Annotated in this window: 24 protein-coding genes; 7 read left to right on the top strand and 17 right to left on the bottom strand. The window is 68.9% G+C overall.

Annotated elements, in window-relative coordinates; translation table 11 throughout:
- Window positions 1-36: 36 nt before the first annotated feature.
- Together ABIN76_RS03885 and ABIN76_RS03880 are read right to left on the bottom strand one after the other, a co-directional pair.
- The gene (locus ABIN76_RS03885; RefSeq protein ID WP_346958409.1) at window positions 37-1245 is read right to left on the bottom strand and encodes an acyl-CoA desaturase; all 1209 of its coding nucleotides are present in this window, start codon (window positions 1243-1245) and stop codon (window positions 37-39) included.
- A gap of 11 nt (window positions 1246-1256) precedes the next feature.
- Window positions 1257-2330 carry a ferredoxin reductase gene (locus ABIN76_RS03880; protein WP_346958408.1) on the bottom strand — a complete coding sequence of 358 codons (1074 nt, stop codon included), beginning with the start codon at window positions 2328-2330 and terminating at the stop codon, window positions 1257-1259.
- 98 nt (window positions 2331-2428) lie between these two features.
- Between ABIN76_RS03880 and ABIN76_RS03875 the strand changes: the two genes are divergently transcribed.
- Window positions 2429-3631, top strand: coding sequence for a helix-turn-helix domain-containing protein (locus ABIN76_RS03875; protein ID WP_346958407.1), 1203 nt, complete (start codon window positions 2429-2431; stop codon window positions 3629-3631).
- Between the two features lie 2 nt (window positions 3632-3633).
- Here the strand turns inward: ABIN76_RS03875 and ABIN76_RS03870 are convergent, their stop codons facing one another.
- Both ABIN76_RS03870 and ABIN76_RS03865 read right to left on the bottom strand, forming a co-directional pair.
- The gene (locus ABIN76_RS03870) at window positions 3634-4992 is read right to left on the bottom strand and encodes a GAF domain-containing serine/threonine-protein kinase (protein WP_346958406.1); all 1359 of its coding nucleotides are present in this window, start codon (window positions 4990-4992) and stop codon (window positions 3634-3636) included.
- Window positions 4993-5161: 169 nt separating this feature from the next.
- The gene (locus ABIN76_RS03865) at window positions 5162-6775 is read right to left on the bottom strand and encodes a peptide chain release factor 3 (RefSeq protein WP_346958405.1); all 1614 of its coding nucleotides are present in this window, start codon (window positions 6773-6775) and stop codon (window positions 5162-5164) included.
- A gap of 332 nt (window positions 6776-7107) precedes the next feature.
- Between ABIN76_RS03865 and disA the strand changes: the two genes are divergently transcribed.
- The gene (gene disA, locus ABIN76_RS03860; RefSeq protein WP_346958404.1) at window positions 7108-8184 is read left to right on the top strand and encodes a DNA integrity scanning diadenylate cyclase DisA; all 1077 of its coding nucleotides are present in this window, start codon (window positions 7108-7110) and stop codon (window positions 8182-8184) included.
- A 70-nt stretch (window positions 8185-8254) separates the two neighbouring features.
- Here disA and ABIN76_RS03855 read toward each other — a convergent pair whose 3' ends face one another.
- Window positions 8255-8938 (bottom strand): hypothetical protein, encoded by a 684-nt coding sequence (locus tag ABIN76_RS03855; RefSeq protein WP_346958403.1) that lies wholly within the window; start codon window positions 8936-8938, stop codon window positions 8255-8257.
- Between the two features lie 258 nt (window positions 8939-9196).
- On the opposite strand from ABIN76_RS03855, the gene ABIN76_RS03850 reads away from it, so the two are divergent.
- A complete protein-coding gene (locus tag ABIN76_RS03850) occupies window positions 9197-10033 on the top strand; it encodes an A/G-specific adenine glycosylase (RefSeq protein WP_346958645.1) in 837 nt (278 codons plus the stop codon).
- A 33-nt stretch (window positions 10034-10066) separates the two neighbouring features.
- Here the strand turns inward: ABIN76_RS03850 and dhaM are convergent, their stop codons facing one another.
- From dhaM to ABIN76_RS03820, 6 genes are all read right to left on the bottom strand, one after another.
- Window positions 10067-10741: a dihydroxyacetone kinase phosphoryl donor subunit DhaM gene (gene dhaM, locus ABIN76_RS03845; RefSeq protein ID WP_346958402.1), complete on the bottom strand. Its 675-nt coding sequence runs from the start codon at window positions 10739-10741 to the stop codon at window positions 10067-10069.
- Window positions 10738-11364, bottom strand: coding sequence for a dihydroxyacetone kinase subunit DhaL (gene dhaL, locus ABIN76_RS03840; RefSeq protein WP_346958401.1), 627 nt, complete (start codon window positions 11362-11364; stop codon window positions 10738-10740). The genes dhaM and dhaL overlap by 4 nt, the downstream gene beginning before the upstream one ends.
- 2 nt (window positions 11365-11366) lie before the next feature.
- Window positions 11367-12368: a dihydroxyacetone kinase subunit DhaK gene (dhaK, locus tag ABIN76_RS03835; RefSeq protein ID WP_346958400.1), complete on the bottom strand. Its 1002-nt coding sequence runs from the start codon at window positions 12366-12368 to the stop codon at window positions 11367-11369.
- Window positions 12369-12465: 97 nt separating this feature from the next.
- Window positions 12466-12627 (bottom strand): hypothetical protein, encoded by a 162-nt coding sequence (locus ABIN76_RS03830; RefSeq protein WP_346958399.1) that lies wholly within the window; start codon window positions 12625-12627, stop codon window positions 12466-12468.
- Window positions 12628-12772: 145 nt separating this feature from the next.
- On the bottom strand, window positions 12773-13282 hold the full coding sequence (locus ABIN76_RS03825; RefSeq protein WP_346958398.1) for an amino-acid N-acetyltransferase: 510 nt from the start codon (window positions 13280-13282) through the stop codon (window positions 12773-12775).
- 111 nt (window positions 13283-13393) lie between these two features.
- A complete protein-coding gene (locus ABIN76_RS03820) occupies window positions 13394-15535 on the bottom strand; it encodes a prolyl oligopeptidase family serine peptidase (RefSeq protein ID WP_346958397.1) in 2142 nt (713 codons plus the stop codon).
- A gap of 126 nt (window positions 15536-15661) precedes the next feature.
- Between ABIN76_RS03820 and ABIN76_RS03815 the strand changes: the two genes are divergently transcribed.
- Window positions 15662-16108 (top strand): Rieske (2Fe-2S) protein, encoded by a 447-nt coding sequence (locus ABIN76_RS03815; protein WP_346958396.1) that lies wholly within the window; start codon window positions 15662-15664, stop codon window positions 16106-16108.
- Between the two features lie 176 nt (window positions 16109-16284).
- Here ABIN76_RS03815 and ABIN76_RS03810 read toward each other — a convergent pair whose 3' ends face one another.
- The 4 genes from ABIN76_RS03810 to lysS all read right to left on the bottom strand — a co-directional run bounded on the left by ABIN76_RS03810 (window position 16285) and on the right by lysS (window position 21380).
- On the bottom strand, window positions 16285-18777 hold the full coding sequence (locus tag ABIN76_RS03810; RefSeq protein ID WP_346958395.1) for an ATP-dependent Clp protease ATP-binding subunit: 2493 nt from the start codon (window positions 18775-18777) through the stop codon (window positions 16285-16287).
- 417 nt (window positions 18778-19194) lie between these two features.
- Entirely contained in the window at window positions 19195-19521 is a 327-nt protein-coding gene (locus tag ABIN76_RS03805) for an Lsr2 family protein (protein WP_346958394.1), read from the bottom strand.
- 138 nt (window positions 19522-19659) lie between these two features.
- Window positions 19660-19848 (bottom strand): hypothetical protein, encoded by a 189-nt coding sequence (locus ABIN76_RS03800; RefSeq protein WP_346958393.1) that lies wholly within the window; start codon window positions 19846-19848, stop codon window positions 19660-19662.
- Between the two features lie 2 nt (window positions 19849-19850).
- On the bottom strand, window positions 19851-21380 hold the full coding sequence (gene lysS / locus ABIN76_RS03795) for a lysine--tRNA ligase (protein ID WP_346958392.1): 1530 nt from the start codon (window positions 21378-21380) through the stop codon (window positions 19851-19853).
- 77 nt (window positions 21381-21457) lie between these two features.
- Between lysS and ABIN76_RS03790 the strand changes: the two genes are divergently transcribed.
- From ABIN76_RS03790 to ABIN76_RS03780, 3 genes are read left to right on the top strand one after another with little or no spacing between them, the layout of a single operon-like run.
- Window positions 21458-22426, top strand: a complete 969-nt coding sequence (locus tag ABIN76_RS03790; RefSeq protein WP_346958391.1) for an alpha/beta hydrolase — start codon at window positions 21458-21460, stop codon at window positions 22424-22426.
- Between the two features lie 59 nt (window positions 22427-22485).
- Window positions 22486-23109: a thymidine kinase gene (locus ABIN76_RS03785; protein WP_346958390.1), complete on the top strand. Its 624-nt coding sequence runs from the start codon at window positions 22486-22488 to the stop codon at window positions 23107-23109.
- 46 nt (window positions 23110-23155) lie between these two features.
- The gene (locus ABIN76_RS03780; RefSeq protein WP_346958389.1) at window positions 23156-23989 is read left to right on the top strand and encodes an alpha/beta hydrolase; all 834 of its coding nucleotides are present in this window, start codon (window positions 23156-23158) and stop codon (window positions 23987-23989) included.
- An 84-nt stretch (window positions 23990-24073) separates the two neighbouring features.
- Here the strand turns inward: ABIN76_RS03780 and ABIN76_RS03775 are convergent, their stop codons facing one another.
- A complete protein-coding gene (locus ABIN76_RS03775; RefSeq protein WP_346958388.1) occupies window positions 24074-25570 on the bottom strand; it encodes an MDR family MFS transporter in 1497 nt (498 codons plus the stop codon).
- Window positions 25571-25792: 222 nt separating this feature from the next.
- On the bottom strand, window positions 25793-26680 hold the full coding sequence (panC, locus tag ABIN76_RS03770; protein WP_346958387.1) for a pantoate--beta-alanine ligase: 888 nt from the start codon (window positions 26678-26680) through the stop codon (window positions 25793-25795).
- Window position 26681 lies beyond the last annotated feature (1 nt).

Raw genomic sequence — 26681 nt, 5'->3', positions numbered from 1 at the left:
TCAAGAACGGAACGCAGCGGCGGGACCCGCGGGGGCCTAGGCCTTTTTGGGCGGCAGGGCCAGCTTGAAGATCTTGGCCCAGGTGGAGCCGACCTGCTTCCAGATCGGGCCGGTGGTGTACGGCAGGCCGTAGCGCTTGCAGATTTCCCGGACCTTGGGCGCCACCTCGGCGTAGCGGTTGGACGGCAGGTCCGGGAAGAGGTGGTGCTCGATCTGGTGCGAGAGGTTGCCGGTCATCAGGTGCATGAACTTGGAGCCGGAGATGTTGGCCGAGCCGATCATCTGGCGCACGTACCAGTCACCGCGGGTCTCGCCGTCGACCATTTCCTCGGTAAACGTGTCCGTCCCGTCCGGGAAGTGGCCGCAGAAGATCACCGCGTGCGCCCAGACGTTGCGGACGGCGTTGGCGGTAAGCGTGCCGTACAGGGCCTGCTTGCCGGAGCCGGTGAGCATGGCGACGGCCGGCGTGGCGGCGTAGTCCTTGGTGAACTGCTTCAGGGCCTTGCGGCCGAGCGCCTTGAGGTCCTTGGTCAGGGCCTCCTTGGACTTCTTGCCCTCCTTGTAGTCCACGAGTTCGAGGTCGTAGATCGCGATGCCCCACTCGAAGACCGGGGCCAGCAGCGCGTTGTACAGCGGGTTGCCCAGGTTGAAGGGCTTCCATTCCTGCTGCGGGTCCATCCGCAGCAGGTTGTACCCAATGTCGTTGTCCTTGCCGACGACGTTGGTCCAGCGGTGGTGCAGGTCGTTGTGGGTGTGCTGCCAGGAGCGCGCCGGCGTGACGAAGTCCCATTCCCAGGTGGTGGAGTGGATGTCCGGGTCCCGCATCCAGTCCCACTGGCCGTGCAGGATGTTGTGCCCCAGCTCCATGTTTTCCAGGATCTTGGCGAAGCTCAGCAGCGTGGTGCCGGTGACCCAGGCCGCCTTGTTCTTGCTGACCAGCAGGGCGGCGCGGCCGGAGATCTCCAGGCCGCGCTGGATCTTGATCATGCGCCGGATGTAGGCGGCGTCGGAGGAGCCGCGCTTGGCGAGAATGTCGTCCTTGATGGCGTCGAGCTCACGGCCCAGCTCGGCGACCTGCTCGTCGGACAGGTGCGCCGCGGCGGGCGGGCGCAGCAGCGGGCTGCCGGTCTCGGCGAGCGCCCCGGGCCGCTTCTTTACGGCTGCGGCGGGCGTCCCGGCGGAGCCGGACTCGGTGCCAGTGCTGGAGCCTTCGGCAAGGTCCGGCTTGTCTGCAAGTGTGGTCATGTGGGTTCTCCTCAGAGGTCGAGGTTAACGGGTCCGGCGGCTGCCGAGACACACGTCTGGATTAGTTGGCCGGGCTCGCCGTGGACTTCGCCCGTGCGCAGGTCGCGGATCTGGCCGGCGCGGAGTGGGATGAGGCAGCTGTGGCAAATGCCCATCCGGCAGCCGCTGGGCATCAGCACCCCGGCGTCCTCTCCGACGTCGAGCAGGGGCGTATCGCCGTCCGCTTCGACTTCGCGGTCCGAGGCTTCGAAGGTCACCAGCCCGCCGTCGTGCCCTTCGCCGCCGGCCAGGTTGGTGCTGAAACGTTCGATCGTGAGGGTTGCGGCCGCCTCGGAGGTCCCCGGAGCCGCCTCGGCTTGCCAGAGCGCCTCGGCGTCGTCGAGGAAACCCTCGGGACCGCAGGCGTAGGCGGCACGGTCCCGCCAGTCCGGGCACAGCGCGTCCAGCCCGGCCGCGGTGCTGAAATCCAGCCGCCCGCGTTCGCCGGTGAACCAGTGCGTGACCTTGAAATTGGGGAACTGGTCCGCGAGTTCGGCCAGTTCCTCGCGGAAGATGGCGTCGGCCGCCGTTCGCGCGGTGTGGATGAGGACGACGTCAGCGTCGGGGCGGTGCGGGACCAGGGTGCGGATCATGGACATCACCGGGGTGATGCCGCTGCCCGCGGTGAGCATCAGCAGCGGGCGCGGATGCTCGGGCAGGACGAAGTCGCCCTGCGGCGGCGCGAGGAAGAGGACATCGCCCGGCTTGGTGGTGCGGACCAAGGTCCCGGAGACGGCGCCCATGTCCGTGACGGTGATGGCGGGGTCCTCGCCGGCGGGTGCGCTGAGCGAGTAGGACCGCCAGTGGCGCACGCCGTTGAGTTCGACGCCGATGCGGGCCCACTGGCCTGCGCGGTGCGCTTGCCAGCCTCGGCCGGGACGGAAGAAAATGGTGGCGGAATCGGCCGTTTCTGGAACCACCCGGGTAACCACGCCGCGTAACTGGCGGGCAGAAAACACGGGGTTGAACAGCGACAGAATGTCTTCTGGAGCTAAGGGGGTGGTCAGTAGAGATGCGGCGCGCGCCAGCTTACGGAGCCGGATCATCTACCTAGCCTATGTCAGCCTGCGTCATACTTCTTCACCCAAGGCATACGATCGACTCGAAGAAACTATCGCCGCACAACAACTTTTGGAATCCCGCCATGGAAACTTCGCCCGCCGGCCACCCCGGTTACCCCGCCTACGACCCGCCGTGGCTGGCGCTGCCCAAGGAGGTCAGCGACATGCTCCGGCCCACGATGCCCGGCATTGTGGAGGCCATCATCGAGGCCGTGCCCCAGCTGGTCCCCGCCTATGCGCGGCCGATCGAGGGCCGATTCGGGCGCGGGTTGCGCCGCGGTGTGGCGACGGCGCTGGACCGTTTCCTGCAGCTGCCCGGCACCACCCTGCCGGCGCTATCGGAGGAGAGCCGGCAGCTGGTCGCCGGCCTGGGCAGCGGCGAGTTCCGGCAGGGCAGGAGCATGGACGCGCTGCTCAGCGCCTACCGGATGGGCGCCCGGGTGACGTTCCGGGAGATGTCGAAGGTCTCGGTGGAACACCATCTGGGCCAGAACGTGGTGGTGGACCTCGGCGAATCGATCCTCGCCTACATCGACGAGCTCTCCGCGGTCAGCGCCGAGGCCTATGCCTTTGAGCAGTCCGAACGCGCCGGTGCGGTGGACCGGCGCCGCACCGAGCTGCTGGACCTGCTGCTGCTGGGGCAGGCGGACGAGGCGGCGCTGCGGCAGACGGCGGCCATGGCGGACTGGTCGCTGCCGCAGCGCATGACGGTGGTGACGCTGCCGGTGGACCGGGCCGCCGGGCTGCGGTTGCGGCTGGGCCCGGGAACACTGGTGATCGAACGCGAGACCGACGCCGTCGCGCTGGTGCCGGCGCGCAACTCCGCCGCCGCGCGGAAGGACCTGGATAAGGCGCTGCGGGGCCGCGGCGCTGCCGTGGGCCCGGCCGGCGGCTGGGAGAAAGTTCCCGAATCCCTGAGGCTGGCCGTGCTGGCCGCCTCGGTCCTGCCGCACCGGGACGGGCCGGAGGATCCGCCGATCTGGGCCGATGAGCACCTTGCGGCGGTGATCCTCGGCGCCGAGCCGTCCGCGATTACCGAGCTGGCCAACCGCCGCCTCGCGCCGCTGGAGGGGCTCCGCCCGGCGCAGCGCGAGCGGCTCGCCGAGACCCTGCTGTCCTGGCTGCGTCACTGGGGCCAGCGCGCACCCGTGGCCGCCGAGCTGGGCATCCACCCGCAGACCGTGGGCTACCGGGCGGCGCAGCTGCGGGAGCTGTTCGGCGACGCGCTGGAGGACCCGGTGGCCCGGTTTGAGCTGGAGCTCGCGCTGCACGCCGGCAGGCGCTGACGCTAGCTGGCGATCGCCTCGCGGCTCTGCAGCCGCATCTCCAGGTCGTTCATGACAATTGCGGCCAGGTCTTCGAGCGTCCGGGTGTCCTCCGCGGTGAACTCCCGCGGTTCCCGGTCCAGGATGCAGAAGGTGCCCAGGTTGTGGCCGTCCGGGGTGCGCAGCGGAACGCCGGCGTAGAACTGCAGCCCGAACTCGCCGGCCACCAGCGGGTTGGACAGGGTCCGGGGGTCCGTTAGGGCGTCCTCGACGATCCAGGGTCCGTCCTGCAGAATCGCCGAGGCGCAGAGCCCCGGGTCCCGGCCGATCTCGGTGACGTCGGTGCCGTGGTGGGCTTTGAACCAGATCCGGTCGTGGTCCACGACGCTGACGATCGCGACCGGCACCGAGAACACCCGGGCCGCGAGCGCCGCGATCCGGTCGAACGCCCCGTCCCCGGGGGTGTCGAGGATCCGGTACCGCTCGACGGCGCGCATCCGGCCCTCCTCGTCCGTCGTTGCGGCGTTAGGGAGCTGCCGGTGGCGGCCGGCGCCGTTGATGACTTCCTGGCGCAGGGCAAGGGAGACCTCGCGGGCGAGCGGCCGCGCGGCCGGATCCCGGGACAACATGGAGGACAGCAGCGCCACCCACATCGGCGCGAGCTCCTCCGGAATCTGCGGGTCGTGCAGCAACCGTGCGACGGCGGACTGGACCGGCGCGCCCGGGTAGGCCATCTTGCCGGTGAGGCCTTCGAGCAGCACGAGCCCGAGGGAGTAGATGTCGCTGGCCGGGCCGGCCGGTTCGCCGGCGGCCTGTTCCGGGCTCAGGTAGGCCGGTGTCCCGGAGGTGCCGCCGTCGTCGTCCGCGCGGTTGTGCCCCAGGATGGCGGCGACGCCGAAATCGGTCAGCTTGGCCCGGGGCCGGCGGTCGTCATTGCTGTAGTCCACCAGCAGGATGTTGGCCGGCTTGATGTCCCGGTGCACGATCCCGTGGTGGTGGATGTAGGACAGGCCGTCCGCGAGGTCGTAGCCGATGTGGGCCATGTGCGCGGCGGAGAGCGGCCCCTGCAGGCACCGGTGGCGCAGGTCCTGCCCGCGCACAAGTTCCATCACGAGGTAGGTGAGCCTGGAGTCCGGGCTGCTGAGGTCTGCGCCGGCGTCGAATAGTGTCACCAGGGCGTGGTGGCTCATTCCAGCGAGGATCCGCACTTCCTGGCCCTGCCGGCGGGTGTGCTCAAGGTCGTCCGCGTCATTGCGGAAGAGTTTGACTGCCACCTCGCGCTGCAGGAGTTCGTCGTGCGCGCGGTAAACAGTCGATTGGCTTCCCCTGCCAAGGAGGGCATCGATCCGGTACCGTCCGCTGAGCAGAAAGCCGGATTCCATAGTTATTGTCAACGAGTTTTCGTGTTCCCTCGATACGGGTCCGCACATGGAATCGGACGGATCAGTCCTCAAAGCCGGCCCCCAGCGCCAGCGCCCGCGAAATTAGCAAGGTTACTTATGATACCGCGGAATGCGGATTCAGGAAGACCTGGGGTGAGGAAGTTTCCGGCTATTTTGCGGGGTTGTGCGTGCCGATCGGCACCAGCGTCAGGTCGGGGTGGTTCTTCTCGATCCGGCGCAGGGCCCAAACGTCGTTGAACAGTGCCAGGTACTCGCCGTCGGAGCGCAGCAGCACCTCGGCGCCGGGAACGTTGGCCAGCGCCGGCATGGCGTCCGCCGTCGTGATCCGGGCCAGCGAGTACGGCAGCCGCTCGAGCCGCATCGGGGCGCTGAAGTCGTGCGCCATCCGGTCCTCGACCACCTCGAACTGCATCGGGCCGACGGCGGCCAGCACGGGGGCCTGGTCGCCGCGGATGTCGGAGCGGAGCACCTGGATCACGCCCTCGTGCTCGAGCTGCTCGATGCCGCGGCGGAACTGCTTGAAGCGGCTGGGGTCCTTGGATCGCGCCACCTGGAAGTGTTCGGGGGCGAACAGCGGGATGGCTGGGAACTCCACCGGCTTCTCCAGGAACAGGCTGTCCCCGACGCGCAGCGAGGACGCATTCACCAGGCCCACGACGTCGCCCGGGAAGGCCTCGTCGATCACCTCGCGTTCCCGGCCGAAGACCTGCTGGGCGTACTTCGTGGCGAAGGATTTCCCGGTGCGGCCCTGCGTGACCACCATGCCGCGTTCGAAGACGCCGGAGCAGACCCGGATGAACGCGACGTGGTCGCGGTGGGCCTTGTTCATGCCGGCCTGGACCTTGAAGACGAACCCGGCGAACGGGTCATCAACCGGGCGCGCGGCGCCGTCGACGTCGGGCCGCGGGGCGGCCGGCGGGGCGAAGTCCACCAGGGCGTCGAGGATTTCCTTCACGCCGAAGTTCAGCGCGGCGGAGCTGAACAGGATGGGCGTGGCCTTGCCGGCGTGGAAGGCGTCGACGTCGAACGCGAGGTTGGATTCGATCACGAGCCCGGCCTCGTCCACGGCGTTGGACCAGTCGCCGCCCTGGCTGGCGGCGGCCTCCTCCGGGGTGAAGTACTCGGTGAGCGCGATGTTGGCTCCGGCGTTGTTGCGCTTGAACTGGGCGAAGCGGTCATTGCGCAGGTCCCAGACGCCGCGGAAGTCGCCGGAGATGCCCACCGCCCAGGTCAGCGGCATGGGCTGCAGGCCGGTGCGCTCGGTGATCTCGTCCATCAGGGCCAGGGCGTCCAGGCCGGGACGGTCCCATTTGTTGATCACGGTGATTATGGGCAGGTTCCGCTGCTTGCAGACCTCGAAGAGCTTCATGGTCTGGGTTTCCAGGCCCTTGGCCGCGTCCACGAGCATCACGGCGCAGTCGACGGCGGCCAGCACCCGGTAGGTGTCCTCGGAGAAGTCCGCGTGGCCCGGGGTGTCCAGCAGGTTGATCACCGTGTCCCGGTAGGCGAACTGCAGCGCCGCGGAGCTGATCGAGATGCCGCGGTCCTTTTCCATCTGCATCCAGTCGGAGACCGTTTCCTTGCGGTTAGCCTTGCCGCTGGACGCGCCGGCGGTGCCGATCACCTTCGCGTGCAGGGCGAGCGCCTCGGTCAGCGTGGACTTGCCGGCGTCGGGGTGGGAGATCACTGCGAAGGTCCGGCGCCGGGCTGCCTGCTTGTGAATCTCCTGGACTCGGGCGGGGCTGTGGACTTCTTGAGACACGGTGCTACTTTCGCTGCGGCTGTGGACGGGTCACGGCGCGGAGAGCCCGCGGTACACCCAAGACTCCAAGTTTATCGCAGGCCGCGGCAGGCCCGGACTGGCCGGCGAAAATGCGGTTTCCAGCTTCTACGCGGATACCCGTCTGCGCGGTGCCCCGGGCACGGCGGGAATGGGCCACTTTGAGGCTTGACCGTGCGGAAACCGCCCGCCGTTGCCCCTATGATGGTGCATACGGGAAACCGGGCACTTTTGTTCTTGCCGGCCAGCGGTGGAAAACCGATAAAAACCGGTGTACTTGCGGGCATCGACCTGCACCTTTGAAGGGAAAACCTATGGCTCGGAGTCCCGAGGATGCGCTGAAGGCGACGCTGGCCAGGGTGGCACCGGGCACTGCCCTGCGGGACGGACTGGAGCGCATCCTCCGCGGCCGCACCGGCGCCCTGATCGTGCTCGGCATCGACCGGACCATCGAATCCATCTGCTCCGGCGGCTTCGAGATCGGCATCGACTTCTCCCCCACCAGGCTGCGGGAACTGGCCAAGATGGACGGCGCCATTGTCTGTGACAAGGACGCAAGCAACATCCTGCGCGCCGGAGTCCAGCTGGTCCCGGATTCAAGCATCGAGACCCAGGAGACGGGAACCCGGCACCGGACCGCCGAACGCGTCGCCATCCAGACCGGTGTTCCGGTGATCTCGGTGAGCCAGTCGATGCAGATCATCGCGCTCTACGTGAACGGCCTGCGCCACGTCCTGGAGGGCTCCGAAAAGGTCCTGGCCCGCGCCAACCAGGCCCTTGCCACCCTGGAACGCTACCGCTCGCGCCTGGACCAGGTCACCAGTTCGCTCTCGGCCCTGGAGATCGAGGCCATGGTGACGGTCCGCGACGTGGCCGTGACCCTGCAGCGCCAGGAGATGGTGCGGCGCATCTCCGAGGAGATCTCCCAGTACGTGCTGGAACTCGGCGAGGACGGCCGCCTGCTCTCGCTGCAGCTCGACGAACTGACCGTGGGACGCGGGCCGGGCAGCGACGTGATCATCCGGGACTACTCGGGTCCCAGCGCGTCCGCCGCGGACATCGACAACGCCGTCAAGGCCCTCGTGAACCTGGGCCCCACCGAGCTGATCGACCTGGGCAAAATCGCGGGGATCGTCGGCTTCGCCGGCGGCGAGGCGAACCTCGACGCCGTGGTGCAGCCGCGCGGATACCGCCTGCTTTCCGGCCTCAAGGCGGTGCCGAAGGCCGTCGCCGACCGGCTGGTGGACCACTTCGGCGGGCTGCAGTTCCTGATGGCCGCCACCATTGATGACCTCATGACAGTGGACGGCATCGGCGACCAGCGTGCCCGGACCGTCCGCGAGGGCCTGAGCCGGATGGCCGAGGCCAGCCTGCTGGACCGGTTCCTCTAACCCCCGCCGGCTGCTCCGTAACCGCCCTTTTGGACCGCCAAAACGGCACCTGCGGAGCAATCGAAGAGGCTTAACCGAGCTGGAAGACGGCCCTGGGGCTGGTCTTGTTTCCCAGCCGGGCGGTGAAGACGTAGGTTCCTCCCGCGGGTTTCGCGTCGACCGCGGCGCAGCCCTGGACCGTGCGGTTGCGCTGCCACGGGAAGTTCGCCGTCTCGCTGCGGCCGGGGCGGATGGTCTTGACCAGGTCGCTGCTTTCCGCCTGGCAGTCTTTGGACGAGAAGATCCGGTCCGAGCCGCTCGTGACCAGGTATTCCATCTGCGAGGTCCCGATGTTGACCTCACAGGGCACCTGGTTTCCGTTGGTGACCTTCAGGGTGAGCAGCGGGTTCTCACCTGCCGCGTAGGCGGCCTTGTCCGTGGCCGCGGAGACCGTCAGCAGCTTCTGGTCGCAACCGGCGCTCGGGCTGGACGTCGCGGAGGCCTGCGGGCTTGCGGTGCCGGTAATCACCGGCGTTTCGGGCCGGGGCGAGCCGCTGGCGGCGGGCTGCGGTGTTGCCCCGTTCATGGCGTTTGAGATCGCGGCAAATCCACCCACCGCGAGGGCAAGCACCAGCAGCAGGATCGCCGCGGCGAAGAGCCGGCGACGTCGGTAAACGGGGCTGACGGGCTTCCGCGCCTGCCTGCCGCTGGCCTTTGCCTTGGCGGAAGCCTTCGGTCCCCAACCGCGAGTTCCTGAATTGCCTTGCCTGACCATCCTCCTAGGTTAGAGAACGCCGCGGCCCGGGCTGGCCCACCACGCCGCCGGCCGCACTATGGTCCGCATCTCTATTAAGCTGGTTCGATCAAAGCCTTAGCCGATTCCCCCGCCCTCCCGGCCGCCGCCACCGCCCCCGGCCCCGTCCCCGCCCAGCCGGCCGTGCCGCTCCAGGAACTGCACGCCGCCCTGGCGTCCTGGTTCGCCGACACCGCGCGGGACCTGCCGTGGCGGGCCGCCGACTGCTCCGCCTGGGGCGTGCTGGTCAGCGAAATCATGCTGCAGCAGACCCCCGTGGTGCGGGTGCTGCCGGTCTGGGAGGAATGGCTGCTGCGTTGGCCCGCCCCGGCCGATCTCGCCCGGGAGCCTGCCGGCGAGGCGGTCCGGTCCTGGGGACGGCTGGGCTATCCGCGGCGGGCGCTCCGGCTCCATGCGGCCGCCGTCGCGATTGTGGACAACCACGACGGCGAGGTGCCCGGCAGCTACCCGGACCTGCTGGAACTTCCCGGCGTGGGCAGCTACACGGCGGCCGCCGTCGCCGCGTTTGCCTTCGGCCGCAGGGAGACGGTGGTGGACACCAACATCCGCCGGGTCCACGCACGCCTCTTCACCGGGGCCGCGCTGCCGGCGCCGGCCCTGACAGCCGGGGAGATGCGGCTGGCCGCGCAGTTGCTGCCCGACGACGATGCCGCCTCGGTGCGCTGGAACGCCGCGGTGATGGAACTGGGGGCGCTGGTCTGCACCGCCCGGTCGCCGAAGTGCGGCGAGTGCCCTGTCCGCGGGGCTTGCGCCTGGCTAGCTGCCGGTGAGCCGCCGCCCACCTACACGCCCAAGGGGCAGGCCTGGCACGGGACGGACCGGCAGGTGCGCGGGGCAGTGATGGCGGTCCTGCGGCTGGCCGAGTCGCCGGTGCCCCGGGAGCTGCTGGAGCGCGCCCCGGCGGACCTGGGGTTCGACGCCGACGGGATCGGCGTCCCGCTGGCGGCGCTGCACCGGTTGAACACGGCGCCCGAGCAGCTTGAGCGGGCCGTGGCCGGGCTGCTGGGCGACGGCCTGGCCGAGCTGCACCCAGGCGGCCTGCGGCTCCCGGGCTGACCTGTCCCTGGCTTCCTTACCCTGGGCGCGGGCCTAGGGCTCGCCGAAGCCGGCGCTGATCAGTCCGCCGAGGTAGTCCACCGCTTTAGCCGCGTCCGTGCCGCTGGCCTCAATATGCAGCACGGTCCCCTTGCCGGCGCCGAGCATCATGAGCTCCGTCATGGAGGCGCCGTCGACGCCGTTGACGGTCACCTCGGCGTCCATTCCGGCCAGCCCGCCGGCAATCTTGGCCGCCGGCCGGGCGTGCATGCCGGCCTGGTTGACGAGTTCGAAGTCGCCCTGGGCATCCGGCGGCTGCTGGTGCTCGTGCCCGGGCGCGTGCGGGTGGGCCGGGGGCCGGTAAACGGCTTCGGCCGCATCTTTCACCGTCCCGGCGTCGGCCCCCGCCTGGGCGGAAACGGCTGCCGCGACGAGCCCCTCGATCAGCGGGGCGTCGGCCAGCCGGATGGACTCCGGGTCGGCGGCGAACTCGACGGCCGATTCCGCGGTCATGACGGCGGAACCCAGGTCGGTGAGCACCACGACGCCGCTTTCCCCGGCCGCCCGTTCCAGCGCGGCCATCACCTTCTCCAGGCTGGTTCCGATCCGGCCGTCGTCGGTGCCGCCCGCCGCGACAATCACGACGTCGGGGGCCATTTGCGCGGCGAGTTCGACGGCGCCGTCGGCGATCTTTTCGCTGTGCGAGACGACGACCAGCCCGACCGTCATCCGGCGGCCCCCACGGCGGCGCGCAGGATCAGGGCGCTCGAGACGGCACCGGGGTCGCGGTGGCCGATGCTGCGCTCCCCCAGGTAGCTGGCGCGGCCTTTGCGGGCCAGCATCGGGTCGGTGGACACGGCTCCGGCTTCGGCCGCGTCGGCCGCCGCGGCCAGGACTTTGCGGACGTCGCCGTCGCCGGCCGCGGCCGCGGAGGCGTCCACCGCGGGCGTCCAGGCGTCCACCATCGTTTTGTCCCCGGACTCGGCCTTGCCCCGGGCCACAATGCCGTCGCGGGCCGCCTGCAGGGCGCCGGCCAGCGTGGCGGCGTCAATGTCGGCGGCGTCCCCGAGTGCCGTGGCGGCGCGCAGGAAAGCCGTTCCGTACAGCGGCCCGGCGGCGCCGCCCACCTTCGACATCAGGGTCATGGCGGTCAGCTTCAGCGCCGCTCCGGCGGTTTCGGGGGGCGATTCAGCGAGTTTGTCCATCACGGCTTTGAACCCGCGGTCCATGTTCTCGCCGTGGTCGGAGTCCCCGATCGGCCGGTCCAGTTCAATGAGTTCGACGCGGTGTTCTGCCATGGCCTCCGCGGAAAGCGTCAGCCACCGCACGGCCCAGTCGACATCCAGCCCCACGTTCAGACGCCCCAGCGGAGGGCGGCGGTGTGGACGGGCGCGTCCCAGAGGGCGGTCATTTCGTCATCGAGGCGCAGGACCGTGATGGAGCAGCCCTGCATCTCCAGCGAGGTGATGTAGTTTCCGACCAGCGAGCGCTCCACGGTGACGCCCTGTTCGGCGAGCCGCTGCGCGGCCCGGCGGTAGACGATGTACAGCTCGCTCTGCGGTGTGCCGCCCATGCCGTTGACGAACAACAGCACCTTGTCCCCCGAGGCGAGTCCGAGGTCGCTGACCACGGGGTCCAGCAGCCGGTCCGTGATGCCGTCGGCGGCCTCCATCGGGATTTTGTGCCGGCCGGGTTCCCCGTGGATGCCAATGCCGATCTCGATTTCGTTGTCCTCGAGCTCAAAGCTGGGCACACCGGCGTGCGGGACGGTGCAGGCACTCAGGGCCACGCCCATGCTGCGCACGTTCTGGTTGACGCGGTCGCCGATGGCCGCGACGGCGTCGAGGCTGTCGCCGCGCTCGGTCGCGGCGCCGGCGATCTTCTCAACCAGGACCGTTCCGCCCACACCGCGGCGCCCCGCCGTGTAGAGCGAGTCCTGCACGGCGACGTCGTCGTTGACCAGCACGGTGCGGACCTCCACCCCCTCGGCCTGCGCCAGTTCGGCGGCGGTCTCGAAGTTCAGTACGTCGCCGGTGTAGTTCTTCACGATGTGCACGACGCCGGCGCCGGAGTTCACCGCGAGCGTCGCCGGCAGGATCTGGTCCGGCGTGGGTGAGGTGAACACAGCCCCGGGAACCGCGGCGTCAAGCATGCCCATCCCGACATAGCCGCCGTGCAGGGGTTCGTGGCCGCTGCCGCCGCCGGAGACCAGACCGACCTTCCCCGCCACCGGGGCGCCTTTCCGGACGATGTATTTGGGATCCGGGTAGACGGTCACGAGGTCGGCGTGCGCAAGCCCGAACCCCTCCACTGACTCGTCGACCACGGCCTTGGGATCGTTGATGAGTTTCTTCATGGCTGTGCTCCCTGGATGGTTGTCCTGGCTGCTTGCTTAGACCCTACTACCGGGGCCCTGCCAGCGGTAGGCTCCCGGTGCGGCCGCCAAAAGGGGCTCAGGGGCTGGCCGCAGCCTCCGGCGCGAAGCTCGGCCAGGCGTCCGGGCCAAGCGCGGCCCGGGCCCGGAGCCGGCGGGAGGAGGCGTCGTCGGGCGCACCGCCGGAGCCGCCGCCCGCACCGGATGAATCCGGCAGAACCGACACGGCGTCGACCGTCATTTGGAATGCGGAGAAATCTGGAAAAATCACGCGATTCTGCAATTTCTGCCTCCGGAAGCTGGCGGCCCGCCCCATCGGGCCGGGATCAGTTTATCCACCAAGTTGATTTGGCGATAGACCCCGCGGCGGCAGGTTCAGGCGCAGCCTAGAGCGTCCGGATCATCCGGGTGTTGCCGAGTGTGTTGGGCTTGACCCGGGCGAGGTCCAGGAATTCGGCAACGCCTTCGTCATGCGAGCGCAGGAGCTCCGAGTACACCACCGGGTCCACGGCTGTCTGGTCGGCCATCACGTCGAAGCCGTGCCTCTTGAAAAACTCCACCTCGAAGGTCAGGCAGAAGACGCGGGAGACGCCGAGGGCCTTTGCGTCCTCCAGCAGGCGCTCCACCAGCAGGTGGCCTACACCCTTGCCGCGCCACGCGTCCGAGGTTGCCAGGGTGCGGACCTCGGCCAGGTCATCCCACATCACGTGCAGGGCCCCGCAGCCGATCACCTCGCCGTCGGGCGCCTCGGCGATCCGGAACTCCTGGAGGCTTTCGTAGTAGGCGACGGTTTCCTTGGCCATCAGGATCCGCTGGTCGGCCAGGGGTGCCACCAGGGTCTTGATGGCGGCGACGTCGCCGGTGCGGGCAGGGCGGATGCGGATCGTCTCAGTCACAGCCCAATCCTACGGCGCAGGTCCGCCCCGCCCCCGCCCGGAGCCCAACCCGAGGGCCCAGGCCGGGGGCCCAACCCGGCCCGGGCCGGGCCGGGCCGGGGTGGGCAGGCGTCAGAGGCCGAGCCCGTCGGGGACGGGGAGGAGGTCCTTGTCCAGCAGGTTTTTGGCCAGGAAGTGTTCGACGACGCCGTACCAGACCTTGGCGTGCTGCGGCTGCAGGATCCAGTGGTTCTCGTCCGGGAAGTAGAGGAAGCGATGGTCGGTCTCGCCGTTCTCGTCGGCCGGAAGCTGGGATTTGGAGAGCAGCTCGTACCAGAGCCGCAGCCCCTCCCCGATCGGTACCCGGTAGTCCTTGTCACCGTGGATGACCAGCATGGGCGTGCGGATGTTCTCCACGTGCAGGTGCGGCGAGTTCTCCGCAGCCATCCCGGCCGTCATTTCCTTGAGCCAGTACTGCGCGGAGTCCGTGGTGGGGCCGAACTGGTCCAGGGCCCAGAGGCTGGCGTGCGTGACGATTGCCTTGAACCGGTCCGTGTGGCCCGCCACCCAGTTGGCCATGTAACCGCCGAACGATCCGCCCATGGCCGCGGTGCGTGTCTCGTCGATGTCGGGGCGCTGCTCGACGGCATCGGTGATCGCCATCAGGTCCAGGAAGGGCGCCTTGCCCCACTCGCCCCAGCCGCGCTGGATGTGGTCCTGGCCGTAGCCGGTCGACAGGGCCGGGTCCGGGAGCAGCACCGCGTAGCCCCGGGCCACAAGCAGCCACGGGTTCCAGCGCCAGGTCCAGGCGTTCCAGGACCCCAGCGGGCCGCCGTGGATCCAGAGCAGTAGCGGAGCGGGGTTTCCGGCCGAGGCGCCTTCCGGCAGCGCAAGATATGCCGGGACGCGGTCACCGGTGGCCGAGGTCGTTTCCACCCGTTCGAGCGTGCCGCGGTAGGCCGGGCGCTCCGCCGGGGCCGGCAGCCGGGTGACGTCGCCACTTGCCACGTCGATGCGGACGGCCTCCGCCGGGAATTCGTAGGAGCTGCGCAGCGCGTAGGCGGTGCGTCCGTCTGGGGCGACGGCGACGTCGGTATAGGCGGCCGCATCGGCCGTCAGCCGCACCGGCGCGGAGTCTCCGCCGTCCGTCCCGGGTACGCTGATCCGGAACACCGGGGACGCCCCGTCCTCGTCGGCCGTCACGAGCAGGGCCGAGCTGTCCGGCAGCCAGGCCGCCGGGTGCGGCCAGCGGTCCCACTCCGGCGCGAGCGGCGTCAGGCGCGCGCCGCCGTCGGCACCGCCGCCCGAGTCGCCGCCCGTGACATCGAGCAGGTGGAGCCTGATCTGCGGTGCCTGCTCCGGGGTCGTGTCGGTCTCGCTCAGCACCGCCAGGGTGCGGCCGTCGGGGCTGACCGGACCGGGGAAGTAGTTCATGCCCTCGGTGTCCAGCAGGGTCCGGCGGGTGCCGGTGGCGACGTCGACCGCCACGAGCACGGTGCGTGAGTCGGCGTTGGCGAGCGGCTTGGTGAAGCTGCTGTACAGGGTTTTCCCGTCCGGACTGACGACGGTCTCGGCCTCCCGGAGCCCGTTCCCGGCGTCCGGAGTCAGGTTGCGCAGTGTGACCGGCGGGACGGCGTCGACCGTCGCGGGTTTGCCGGGCTCCGGCTCCGCGCCGGGCTCGACGGCGAACAGCCGCGGCTGCGCGGGGCCCAGGTCCGAGTCCCAGTACCGCACCGGGTAGCCGCTGTGCAGAATCGCGGCGACCTTATTGTCCTTGCGGTCCTTGCGGCGCTCCTCGTCGTTGTCCTCGTCGGTGGATCCGGCGAGCACGGACGCCGTCAGGAAGAGAGCGTCCGCCTCCTTCGCGGCCAGCAGGCTCCCGACGCCGCCGGCGCGGGAGAGCGCGACGCGGGCCTCGCCGCCGTCGGACGGAAGGACCCAGAGCGCGTTGACCGGCTCGGCCTCCGGACTTTCGGGGTCGGGCCGCGCGGAAGTGAAGTACAGGCTGCCGTCCGCGGCGAACACGGCGCCGGCCTCGCCCTTGGCGCTGCGGGTGATCCGCCGGGCCTGCTTTTTACCCTCGGGGTCCAGTTCCCACAGCGCCGTGCGGTACTCGGTGCCCTTGTCGTTGAGCGTGGCGACGGTGGTGACGAGCCGTCCGCCGTCGGGGCTCAGCGCCAGGCCGCTGACCCTCGGAATGGCGAGGTAGTGGTCCAGGTCGTAGAAAGGGGTCTCGGGGTGTTCGCCGGGGGTCTGCGTGTCAGAAGAAGCCATGCCCCCGATTCAACACCGCTTGTGCCCCGGATCACACCCCGTTCACTCAGAGTGAAACAGTGCTTTCAGACTGGATCTGCCCGGAAATCGCAGCGGGCTTTCAGGCAGGGTTGGCATGATGGGGGCATGAACCCTGAAAAGTCCCTGCCCCGACGCTCGATTCTGCTTGGTGCCGGCGCCGTCGGGGGCGGCGCACTGGCCCTCTCGGCGTGTGCGGCGTCGCCCACCGGCGCTACCGCTTCTCAAACCGCGGCCGGCCCCTCAGTCCCGCCCGGCACCGCCGTCCGGGTCGGCAAGCTCAGTGAGGTGAAGGTGGGCAGCACGGCCACCGGAAACGTCAACGGCAAAACGGTGGTGATCTTCCGGCAGGATGATAAGACCGTGCTGGCGTACGACGCGGCCTGCACGCATGCCGGCTGCCCGGTGGCGCCGGCGGGCGAAGACTTCGACTGCCCGTGCCACGGTTCCTCATTCAAAGGATCCGACGGCAGCGTGGTCAACGGCCCGGCCCAGGCGCCGCTGGGTAAGTTGAAGGCCGCCATCGACGGCGAATGGATCACCGTTACCGCCTGATCCCGCCGCTCCGGGCAAAGCCGCGCCGCGCAAGCCGCTAAGCCGCAAGGCGCGGCCACATCCTGCCGCGAAGCCCGCCGGCCGCCGGCCGCGCGCGGGCAGCGAAAAAGGCCCCGGCCGCCTCCCTGAAGGAAACGGCCGGAGCCTTCTGCTTGGAACCTTATATCCCTTGGCGCCTAGACGCTCGGAGCGATCTCCGGGATGCGCGGCTTGGCGTTGCCGGCGAAGGTGAACTTCGCGTCGTCGCCCTCGCCCTCCACGTCCACCACCACGATGTCGCCGGCGTGCAGCTCACCGAAGAGGATCTTCTCGGAGAGCTGGTCCTCGATCTCGCGCTGGATGGTGCGGCGCAGCGGCCGGGCACCCATCGCGGGGTCGTAGCCGCGGGTGGCGAGCAGCACCTTGGCCGCGGGCGTGAGCTCGATGCCCATGTCCTTGTCCTTGAGGCGCTTCTCCAGGCGGGTGACGAACAGGTCCACGATCTCGATGATCTCGTCCTGGGTCAGCTGCGGGAACACCACCACGTCATCGACACGGTTCAGGAACTCGGGGCGGAAGTGCTGCTTAAGCTCCTCCGTGACCCGGGCACGCATGCGGTTGTAGCCGGTCTGTGTGTCCGTCCCGGACTGGAAGCCGGTGGCGACGCTCTTGGAGATGTCCCGGGTGCCGAGGTTCGTTGTCATGATGATCACGGTGTTCTTGAAGTCCACCACGCGGCCCTGGGAGTCGGTCAGGCGGCCGTCTTCCAGAATCTGCAGCAGTGAGTTGAAGAGGTCGGCGTGCGCCTTCTCCACTTCGTCGAACAGCACCACGGAGAACGGACGACGACGGACCTTCTCCGTCAGCTGGCCGCCTTCCTCGTAGCCCACGTAGCCCGGAGGGGCACCGAAGAGCCGGGAGACTGTGTGCTTCTCCGAGTATTCGGACATGTCCAGCGTGATCAGCGCGTCTTCCTCGCCGAACAGGAACTCCGCGAGAGCCTTGGCCAGCTCGGTCTTGCCGACGCCGGTGGGGCCGGCGAAGATGAACGAGCCGCCCGGACGCTTCGGGTCCTTCAGGCCGGCACGGGTGCGGCGGATCGCCTGGGACAGGGCCTTGATAGCCTCGTTCTGGCCGACCACACGCTTGTGCAGTTCATCTTCCATCTTCAGCAGGCGCGAGGACTCTTCCTCGGTCAGCTTGAAGACCGGGATGCCGGTGGAGTTCGCCAGCACCTCGGCGATGAGATCCTCATCCACCTCGGAGATGTCGTCCATGCCGCCGGTCTTCCACTGGCGTTCCTTTTCGGCGCGCTCGGCAATGAGCTTCTGCTCCTTGTCGCGCAGTGAGGCGGCGCCTTCGAAGTCCTGCGCGTCAATCGCGGATTCCTTCTCCAGCTTCATGGCCGCGATCTTCTCGTCCATGACCTTGAGCTCGGGCGGGGCGGTCATCCGGCGGATGCGCAGCCGGGCACCGGCCTCGTCGATCAGGTCGATCGCCTTGTCCGGCAGGAAGCGGTCCGAGATGTAGCGCTCGGAGAGGCTGGCCGCCGAGGCGAGGGCGCCGTCGGTGATGGTGACGCGGTGGTGCGCTTCGTAGCGGTCACGCAGGCCCTTGAGGATCTCAATCGCGTCGGCGACGGAGGGCTCCTTGACCTGGATCGGCTGGAAGCGGCGCTCCAGGGCGGCATCCTTCTCGATGTGCTTGCGGTATTCATCCAGCGTGGTCGCACCGATGGTCTGGAGCTCGCCGCGGGCCAGCATGGGCTTCAGGATCGAAGCCGCATCGATGGCACCTTCGGCAGCGCCGGCACCCACGAGGGTGTGGATTTCGTCGATGAAGAGGATGATGTCGCCGCGGGTACGGATCTCCTTGAGCACCTTCTTGAGGCGCTCTTCGAAGTCACCGCGGTAGCGGGAGCCGGCCACGAGGGACCCGAGGTCCAGCGTGTACAGCTGCTTGTCCTTGATGGTCTCCGGCACGTCGCCGCGGACGATCGCCTGGGCCAGGCCCTCGACGACGGCGGTCTTGCCGACGCCGGGTTCGCCGATCAGCACCGGGTTGTTCTTGGTGCGGCGGGAAAGGACCTGCATGACGCGTTCCATTTCCTGCTCGCGGCCGATCACCGGGTCCAGCTTGTTCTCCCGGGCGGCCTGGGTCAGGTTCCGGCCGAACTGGTCAAGGACGACCGAGCCGGCGGGGGTGCCTTCGGCCTGGCCGGAGCCGACGCCTGCGCCGGTGGTTTCCTTGCCCTGGTAGCCGGAGAGCAGCTGGATGACCTGCTGCCGGACGCGGTTCAGGTCCGCTCCGAGCTTGACCAGCACCTGCGCTGCCACACCTTCACCCTCGCGGATGAGGCCGAGCAGAATGTGCTCGGTGCCGATGTAGTTGTGGCCCAGCTGCAGGGCCTCGCGCAGCGAGAGCTCCAGCACCTTCTTGGCGCGCGGGGTGAAGGGGATGTGGCCGGACGGGGCCTGCTGGCCCTGGCCGATGATCTCCTGCACCTGCTCGCGGACACCGTCGAGCGAGATGCTCAGGGACTCGAGGGCTTTGGCGGCAACACCTTCACCCTCATGGATCAGGCCCAAGAGGATGTGTTCGGTACCGATGTAATTGTGGTTCAGCATGCGTGCCTCTTCTTGGGCAAGCACAACTACGCGACGGGCACGGTCCGTAAATCGCTCAAACATTTCGCCACACTCCTAGCTACGACGTACTTTGATGCTACGTGGCGGAGTTGCAGATTTGTGGCTTGTTCGCCACGGGGGAAACCGGGACACCCTGCGCACCCCTTCCGGACCCACGCCGGCGGCGCTCCGCCCCCGGCGGCCCGCAGCCTGCCCGCAGTCACCCGCGACCCGGCCCCGGCGGCGCTCCTGCCCAGTTCTTCCTGCCGGGACCGGCGCGGCCCCGGCGTGTCCCGGCGTTTCAGCCGCTAGTCCGCCAACAACCGGGCTGGAACGCAGCAGCACGGTCAGCACACCCGGCCGGCACCCGCGGTCAGCACCCGCGGCCGGACATGACAAAGCCCCCGCCGGACGACGGGGGCTTTGTTGACGTCAATTGCGTCGCGGCACCGGTTCGACGCCGCGGGCAACCAGGCCGTGCTAGGAATTTGCCTTTTGGTAGGCTTCCTGAATTTCGGCCTGGATACGGCCGCGGCTGTTTACCGCATAGCCGTTGTCCCGGGCCCATTGACGGATCTGTGCCGAGTCCTGATTACGGCCGCCCGAGACTTTTGTCCGGGTTGCGCGGCCACTTGACGTTTTACGGGCGTGGGCTACGTACCGCTCGACTGCCGAGCGGAGTCCCGACGCATTGCTTGAGGACAGGTCAATTTCGTAACTGACGCCGTCCAGGCCAAACCGGACAGTTTCGTCCGCGGATCCCCCATCCAGATCATCAACGAGGATGATTTTAACTTTCTGTGCCATAAAAACTCTCTTTTCAAAAGGATGAGTATTTAGAAAAGCAGGATGTATCTGTAAAAAGTATCCATCGTTTTATGGCCGTGAGTCAAAGCGAAAATGCCCTCGCAAAGAAAATCCGCAGAAGGGAATCGCCCGCGCTTTTTAGCGCTGGTCGGGGGAATGCCCGTTTCCGGGGGCGGGTTTCTCTTCCGGGCCACGGGCGGCGGCCTCCGCCTGGGCGCGGGCCTCCGCCTGGCGCTCGGATTTGTCGGCGTTGAAAATTGCCTTCATGGCGAACCAGAAGATGAGCCCGACCACCACGGACGGGAGCAGGACGGCAATGTATTCCATGATCAGTGGCCCTCGGGCTTGAGCAGCGGGAAGAGGATGGTCTCGCGGATACCCGCGCCGGTGAAGAGCATGACCAGCCGGTCGATGCCCAGGCCGATGCCGCCCATCGGCGGCGCACCGTACTCAAGGGCGCGGAGGAAGTCCTCGTCCAGCTGCATGGCTTCGACGTCGCCGGCGGCCGAACGGCGGGACTGCTCGGTGAGTCGTTCGCGCTGGATCACCGGGTCGATCAGTTCGGAGAACGCGGTGCCGCGCTCCATTCCGCCGATGATCAGGTCCCAGGCTTCGATCAGCCGGTTGTCCTCGCGGTGGTGGCGGGCCAGCGGCTGTGCGGAGGGCGGGTAGTCATAGACGAAAGTCGGGTTCAGCAGGGTCGGTTCGACCAGCTCGCCGAAGAGCTCGACCACGAGCTTCTCGGCATCCCAGCCGGCGTCGACCTTGACCTCGTGCTTCGCGGCGAGGGCCAGCAGCTCCGCGGCCGGCGTTTCCGGGGTGATCTCCTGGCCGACGAAGTCGGACAGGCCCGGGTAGACGGCCATCCAGGCCCAGTCGCCGTCGAGGTTGATCTCGCCGGCCTCGGTCTGCAGCACCCGGCCCACGCCGGCGGCGTCGGCGGCGTCGAGGATGATCTCCTTGATGCGGTCCGCCATAACGAACTGGTCGGCCCACGCCTCGTAGCTCTCAAGGGTGGTGAATTCGGGGCTGTGCGTGGAGTCAACGCCCTCGTTGCGGAAGACCCGGCCCATGTCGTAGACCCGGTCGATGCCGCCGACCACCGTGCGCTTGAGGTACAGCTCGGTGGCGATCCGCAGGGTCATCTTCTGGTCGAAGGCGTTCATGTGGGTCTCGAACGGACGGGCCGTGGCGCCGCCGTGCACCAGCTGCAGCATCGGCGTTTCCACCTCGACGTACCCCTGGCGGTGCAGGGTTTCGCGGATGGACCGGGTGATCGCGGCCCGGGTGTAGACCATTTCGCGGGCCTCGTCGCGGACAATCAGGTCCACGTAGCGCTGGCGGACGCGGGTTTCCTCGTTGAGCTCCGCGTGCAGCACCGGCAGCGGCCGCAGCGCCTTGGACGCCATGGACCACGATTCGGCCATCACGGAGAGCTCGCCGCGGCGCGAGGAGATGACTTCGCCCTTGATGAAGACGTGGTCGCCGAGGTCAACGAGGGACTTCCAGTCCGCGAGCGCTTCCTCACCGATGTTGGCCAGGCTGAGCATGACCTGCAGCCGCACGGCCTTGCCGTCGAGGCCGCCCTCCTGCAGGGTGGCGAAGCAGAGCTTGCCGGTATTGCGGATGAAGACGATGCGGCCGGTCACGCCGACGACGTCGCCGGTAGTCTCGTCGGCCACGAGGTGCGCGTACTTTTCGCGGATCTCCGTCAGCGAGTGGGTGCGCTCGACTCCCACCGGGTACGCCTCAACGCCGCGTTCGATCAGCTTGGCGCGCTTTTCCATGCGGACCAGCGTCTGTTCGCTGGCGTCGGAGTGCTCGGCGGAGTTCGGGGCGGGGGTGTTTTGGGAAGTCACAATCCCCAAGTTTACCGGGAGTTCGCCCTCCGCCGGTGCGGCGGGGGCGGGAATGGGCCGGGAATAGACTCACAGCTATGGAGACGTGGACGATTCGGACCGACGACGGCGAGGGGCACCTCGAGCTGCACACCTTCCGGCCCGCCCCGGCAGCAGCCCCGGAACCGCATCCGGAGCGCACCGCCGGCGCGTCTGAGCCGGCGCCGGAAGCGGCGGCTGGGACTGGCGTCGGGACCGGCGTCGTGCTGGTGCATGGGACCCTGGTTACGGACGCACTGTACCGTTCGTTCGCGCGGAGCCTGGGCCGGCTGCTGGGCCGCCCGGTGCACTGCTACAACCGCCGCGGCCGGGCCGGTTCCTCGCCGCAGCCCGCGGACTACTCCGCCGCCACGGAGGTGGCCGACCTGGCCGCCGTGCTGCGCCGGACCGGCTCCACGGACGTCGTCGCGCACAGCTACGGCGGTTTCGTGGCGCTGCAGGCCGCGCGCAGCGTTCCGATCCGCCGCCTGGTCACCTATGACGCGGCCGTGTCCCTGGCCGGGAACCTGACCAGCCGCTGGCGCCCGGAGCTGGAACGGTCGGTGGCCGCCGGGGAACTGGACCACGCCTGGGCCCACCTGGTCCAGGGGCTGGAAACCGCGGGCCCGGTGTCCCGGCTGCCGCTGGGTGCCCTGCGGATGCTCAGCATTCTCTCCGCGCGGACCACCCTGGGCGCGGAAATGCGGGCGCTGCTGCCCACCGCCGTGGCGGAAATGCGCGCCGTGCTGGCCGCCGACGCCGAGCTGGGCGACTTTGCCGGCGTCGGGACCCCCACGCTGATGCTCACCGGGGGCTGGAGCCCGGACTACTTCGCCGAAACCGGGCGGCAGCTCGCGGCGGCGGTCCCCGCGATCGAGTTCGCGGTGGTGCCGGGCCAGCTGCACGAAGGACCGATCCGCCCCGGCAACCGGCGGCTGGCGGTCATCGCTGCCAGGTTCCTGCTCGGCGGCGACGCTTCCGGCCCGGCGCGGTTGCAGGTGCGGCGGCGGCTGCGGCCGGCCCGCTGACGTCTGGCATTGGACGTCTGGCACTAGAATCGGGGGCGACCTAAGTCGAAAGGACCCCCTTGGCCAAGCTCTACTTCCGCTACGGAGCGATGAACTCCGGCAAGTCGACGGGCCTGCTGCAGGCAGCGTTCAACTATGAGGAGCGCGGCCAGCGAGTGGTGCTCGCCAAGCCGGACATCGACACCAAGGGCGACGCCGACGTCGTGTCCCGGCTGGGGATGACCCGCTCGGTGGACTTCCTGATCCCCGCCGGGGCGTCCGCCCGCCAGCTGTTCTCCGCGCACGCCCACGGGGATGACCCCGACGCCCTGCTGCAGCACGTGGACACGCCGCCCGTGGCCTGCCTGCTGGTGGACGAGGCCCAGTTCCTCGAGCCGGAACAGGTGGACGATCTGTTCCGCATCGCGGTGCTGGACAACGTCCCCGTGCTCGCCTACGGCATCCGCACCGATTTCCGGACCCGCGCCTTCCCCGGTTCGCTCCGGCTGCTGGAAATTGCGCACACCCTGGAGGAGCTCAAGACGATCTGCCGGTGCGGCCGCAAGGCCATCTTCAACACCCGCCGGATCGGCGATGAGGTGGTGTTCGACGGCGACCAGGTGGCCATCGACGGGCAGGACGCCTGGTACGAGTCGCTGTGCGGATCCTGCTACCTGGAGATCTCCGGCGGCCGCCTGGGCTAGCCGCTCCCCGCTGTGCGGTTCCGGGCGCCTCGGCTAGGCTCGGAGCATGACCCGCGAGAACATCAGAACCCCCGACGGCGGAACCCTTGAGCTTTTTAGCACGGGCGCGGAGCTCGCCGCGGCGGGTTCCGGCGTCGTCGTCGTCCCGGCCTCAATGGTGACGGCCGCCGACTACACCCGGTTCGCCCAGAAGCTCAGCGCCGCCCTGGGCCGCCCGGTCCACACGTTCAACCGCCGCGGCCGCGGCTCGTCCTCACCGCAGCCGGAGGATTACACGCTGGACGTGGACATCCGTGACTTGGACGCCGTGATGAAGCACACCGCCAGCACCGACGTCTTCGGCCACAGCTTCGGCGGCGCGGTGGCGCTGCACGCGGCCCGCACCCTGCCGGTGGAACGGCTGGCCGTGTACGACCCGGCCGTCTCGGTAAACCACAGCGTCACGGCGGACTGGACTGCCGAATACGAGCGGCTGACGGCGGCGGGCGACGACGACCGCGCTCTCGCCGTGCTGGTCCGCGGCCTGGAGACCGGAAGCGCGCTGTCCCGGATGCCGCTGTCGATGCTGACGCTGGCGCACAAGCTCACCGCCGGCACCCCGGTCGGCAAGCAGCTCCGCGAGCTGATGAAGACCGGCGTCCGGGAGATCAAGGCGATCATCGCCGCGGACATGCCGGCCGAGCCGTTCCTGGAGCTGCCGCTGGAGACGCTGATCATCGTGGGCGAGAAGAGCCCGGCGTACTTCGGGGTGGCCTGCGGACAGATCCACGACGTGCTCTCCGGTTCCAGCTACACCATCCTGCCGGGCATGGGCCACGACGGGGTCAACAAGGCGCCGGACAAACTCATCGCCGAACTCAGCGACTTCTTCGCCGGCTAGACCCGGCCTCCCCAGGCGCGAACGTACACTTGCGGCCCTTTTGTTAGGGCCCCAAGTGTCCGTTCGCGCGAAAAGTCGGCCCGCTTAGTGGGCGGCCGGGGCTGCCGCGCCGTCGGTCTTGCGCATCAGCAGGGACAGCACGACGGCGGCGAGTGCGATGGCAGCCGCGGTCAGGAACGCCGCGTGCATGCCGGCGACAATGCCGGAGCCGGCCGAGACGGCCGCGAAGATGGAGACCAGCAGCGCGGTGCCCGCCGCCCCCGCGACCTGCTGCAGGGTGCTCATGATGGCCGAGCCGTGGGAGTACAGATGCGGCGGCAACGGGTTCAGCCCCGTGGTGAAGGCCGGGGTAAACAGCAACGCCAAGCCCAGGCTCAGCGCCACGTGCAGCGCGATGATCCAGCCCACCGGCGTCTGGGCGTCCAGCCGGGAGAACTGCCAGAGTGAGAGCACCATCATGACCGACCCGGTCACGGTCAGCGGCAACGGGCCCACCTTGTCGAAGAGCCGGCCGATGACCGGGCCCAGCAGCCCCATCGCCAGGCCGCCCGGCAGCAGGGCGAGGCCGGTCTCGAGCGACTTCAGGCCCCGGATTTCCTGCAGGTACAGCGGCAGCAGGATCACGGCGCCGAACAGGGCAATCATTGCCACCACCAGCAGCAGCACGGATACAGTGAACATCCGGAAGTTGAACGCGCGCAGGTCCAGCAATGGCGCCTCGGCCTTCTGCAGCCTGAGCTGGCGCAGGACAAAGGCCAACAGGGCCACGACACCGACGGCGAGCGCGGCGACCGCCGGGGCGCCGGCACCGCCCCCGCCGCCGCCAATCTGGCTCAGTCCGTAAACGACCCCGCCGAAGGCCGGGACAGAAAGGACGACCGACAGCACGTCGAGCCGGGTTTTCTCGTTTTCGCCGATGTTCCTCAGGAACCGGGCACCGATGCCGAACGCGAGCAGCGCGATGGGGAGCACGAACACGAACATGAACCGCCAGGAAAAGTGCTGCAGGATCATTCCGGACACCGTGGGCCCCATGGCCGGTGCCACCGAGATCGCGATGCTCACGTTGCCCATGACGGCGCCGCGGCGGGAGACCGGGACCAGGGTGAGGATGGTGGTCATCAGCAGCGGCAGCATGATGGCGGTGCCGCCGGCCTGGATAATTCTGGCCAGCAGCAGGACTTCAAAACCAGGGGCGAGGGACGCCAGTAGGGTGCCCGCCGAGAACAGCCCCATCGCCAGCATAAAGACCGCCCGGGTGGAGAGCCGCTGCAGGATGAAACCGGTGGTGGGAATGACCACGGCCATGGTCAGCATAAAGCCGGTGGAAAGCCACTGCACGGTGGGGGCGTCCACCCGCAGGTCCACCATCAGCCGCTGCAGGGCGACGTTCATGATGGTTTCGTTGAGGATCACCACGAAGGTGGCTACCAGCAGGGTGGCGATGATGGTGACGGATTCCCGGGACAGCTTCTCCGGCGCCGGGGTCTCCGGGCGCTGGACGGGCGCCGGGGGCACGACGGCGGTCCGGGCCGGCTGCGCCAGGCCCTCCTGGACGTTGGAAGGGGCATCTGCTGGCATGGGAATCCCCTTTGGAGTCGACGTTGGGTTTCGGCGAACTATGTCGCCACTACGATTTCCAACCCGTGCCGCGCGGCAGTAATTCCCTGTCCCGCAAAAGTGCCTGCCCTGGGCCCCCGGAACGGCGCGAACGGGCACTTGCGGCCCTCGGGAGGGGGCCTCAAGTGTACGTTCGCGCTATCAGCAGTAGGAGCTGGGGTCAGGGAGCTGGGGTCAGGGGCCTCAGGAGTCCAGCGGCACGTTGTCGATCAGCCGCACCGGGCCGACCTTGGCCGCGATCAGGACCAGGCCCTCGCCGCGGAACGGGGTCTCCCGGCAGTTCTCCGCGAGCGGCTCGAGGGTCCGCGGGTCCACGACGTCGAAGTAGTCCAGTTCCACTAGGGGCTGGGACTCCACCAGGGCCCGGGCGGAGTCCAGGTCCAGGGGTTCGTGCGCGTTGGCCCGCTCCTCGACCAGCCGCAGTGCCCGGGACAGCACCAGGGCCGCCTCGCGCTCCTCGGCCGAGAGGAAGCGGTTCCGGCTGGAGAGCGCCAGCCCGTCCGGGGACCGCACGATCGGCACCGGGACGATCTCCACCGGAAAGTTCAGGTCCGCCACCATGCGCTTCACGAGGGCCAGCTGCTGGGCGTCCTTCTGGCCGAAGTAGGCCCGGTACGTGCTCTGTCCCAGCGCGGGCAGCCCGTAGTGCAGCAGCTTCGCCACCACCGTCAGGGCGCCGTCGAAGTGCCCGGGCCGGGAGGCGCCCTCCCACTTGTCTCCCAGCACACCGGAGGTGATCCGCACCAGGGGTTCCCCGCCGGGGTACACCTCCTCCACCGCGGGCGCAAAGGCGAGATCGACGCCTTCGGCCTCGAGCAGGGCCAGGTCCGCCTCCAGTGTCCGCGGGTACCGTTCGAGATCCACCGCCTCGCCGAACTGCAGCGGGTTGACGAAGATACTCGCCACCACAACGTCGTTCTCGGCGACGGCGGTGCGCGCCAGCTGGGCATGTCCCTCGTGCAGGGCGCCCATCGTCGGCACGAGCCCCTGCGAGGTGCCGCGTTTCTCGGTGAGCAGGCGGGCGCTCTCGGCACGCAGCCGGGCAGCCGTGGTCACGAGCTGGATTGCCATC

Origin of the sequence: uncultured Arthrobacter sp., from assembly GCF_964021775.1 — a bacterium.
Lineage (GTDB): Bacteria > Actinomycetota > Actinomycetes > Actinomycetales > Micrococcaceae > Arthrobacter.
This window is presented reverse-complemented; position numbering and strand designations above follow the sequence as displayed.

Excerpts from the sequence above, each read along its gene's own strand:
- dhaK (WP_346958400.1), bottom strand. The coding sequence starts at position 12,368 with ATGAAGAAACTCATCAACGATCCCAAGGCCGTGGTCGACGAGTCAGTG.
- ABIN76_RS03775 (WP_346958388.1), bottom strand. The coding sequence starts at position 25,570 with ATGCCAGCAGATGCCCCTTCCAACGTCCAGGAGGGCCTGGCGCAGCCG.
- disA (WP_346958404.1), top strand. The coding sequence starts at position 7,108 with ATGGCTCGGAGTCCCGAGGATGCGCTGAAGGCGACGCTGGCCAGGGTG.
- dhaM (WP_346958402.1), bottom strand. The coding sequence starts at position 10,741 with ATGACGGTCGGGCTGGTCGTCGTCTCGCACAGCGAAAAGATCGCCGAC.
- ABIN76_RS03790 (WP_346958391.1), top strand. The coding sequence starts at position 21,458 with ATGGAGACGTGGACGATTCGGACCGACGACGGCGAGGGGCACCTCGAG.
- ABIN76_RS03780 (WP_346958389.1), top strand. The coding sequence starts at position 23,156 with ATGACCCGCGAGAACATCAGAACCCCCGACGGCGGAACCCTTGAGCTT.
- ABIN76_RS03815 (WP_346958396.1), top strand. The coding sequence starts at position 15,662 with ATGAACCCTGAAAAGTCCCTGCCCCGACGCTCGATTCTGCTTGGTGCC.
- ABIN76_RS03805 (WP_346958394.1), bottom strand. The coding sequence starts at position 19,521 with ATGGCACAGAAAGTTAAAATCATCCTCGTTGATGATCTGGATGGGGGA.
- ABIN76_RS03855 (WP_346958403.1), bottom strand. The coding sequence starts at position 8,938 with ATGGTCAGGCAAGGCAATTCAGGAACTCGCGGTTGGGGACCGAAGGCT.
- ABIN76_RS03810 (WP_346958395.1), bottom strand. The coding sequence starts at position 18,777 with ATGTTTGAGCGATTTACGGACCGTGCCCGTCGCGTAGTTGTGCTTGCC.
- ABIN76_RS03820 (WP_346958397.1), bottom strand. The coding sequence starts at position 15,535 with ATGGCTTCTTCTGACACGCAGACCCCCGGCGAACACCCCGAGACCCCT.
- ABIN76_RS03870 (WP_346958406.1), bottom strand. The coding sequence starts at position 4,992 with ATGGAATCCGGCTTTCTGCTCAGCGGACGGTACCGGATCGATGCCCTC.
- ABIN76_RS03885 (WP_346958409.1), bottom strand. The coding sequence starts at position 1,245 with ATGACCACACTTGCAGACAAGCCGGACCTTGCCGAAGGCTCCAGCACT.
- ABIN76_RS03800 (WP_346958393.1), bottom strand. The coding sequence starts at position 19,848 with ATGGAATACATTGCCGTCCTGCTCCCGTCCGTGGTGGTCGGGCTCATC.
- ABIN76_RS03875 (WP_346958407.1), top strand. The coding sequence starts at position 2,429 with ATGGAAACTTCGCCCGCCGGCCACCCCGGTTACCCCGCCTACGACCCG.
- panC (WP_346958387.1), bottom strand. The coding sequence starts at position 26,680 with ATGGCAATCCAGCTCGTGACCACGGCTGCCCGGCTGCGTGCCGAGAGC.
- ABIN76_RS03830 (WP_346958399.1), bottom strand. The coding sequence starts at position 12,627 with ATGACGGTCGACGCCGTGTCGGTTCTGCCGGATTCATCCGGTGCGGGC.
- ABIN76_RS03880 (WP_346958408.1), bottom strand. The coding sequence starts at position 2,330 with ATGATCCGGCTCCGTAAGCTGGCGCGCGCCGCATCTCTACTGACCACC.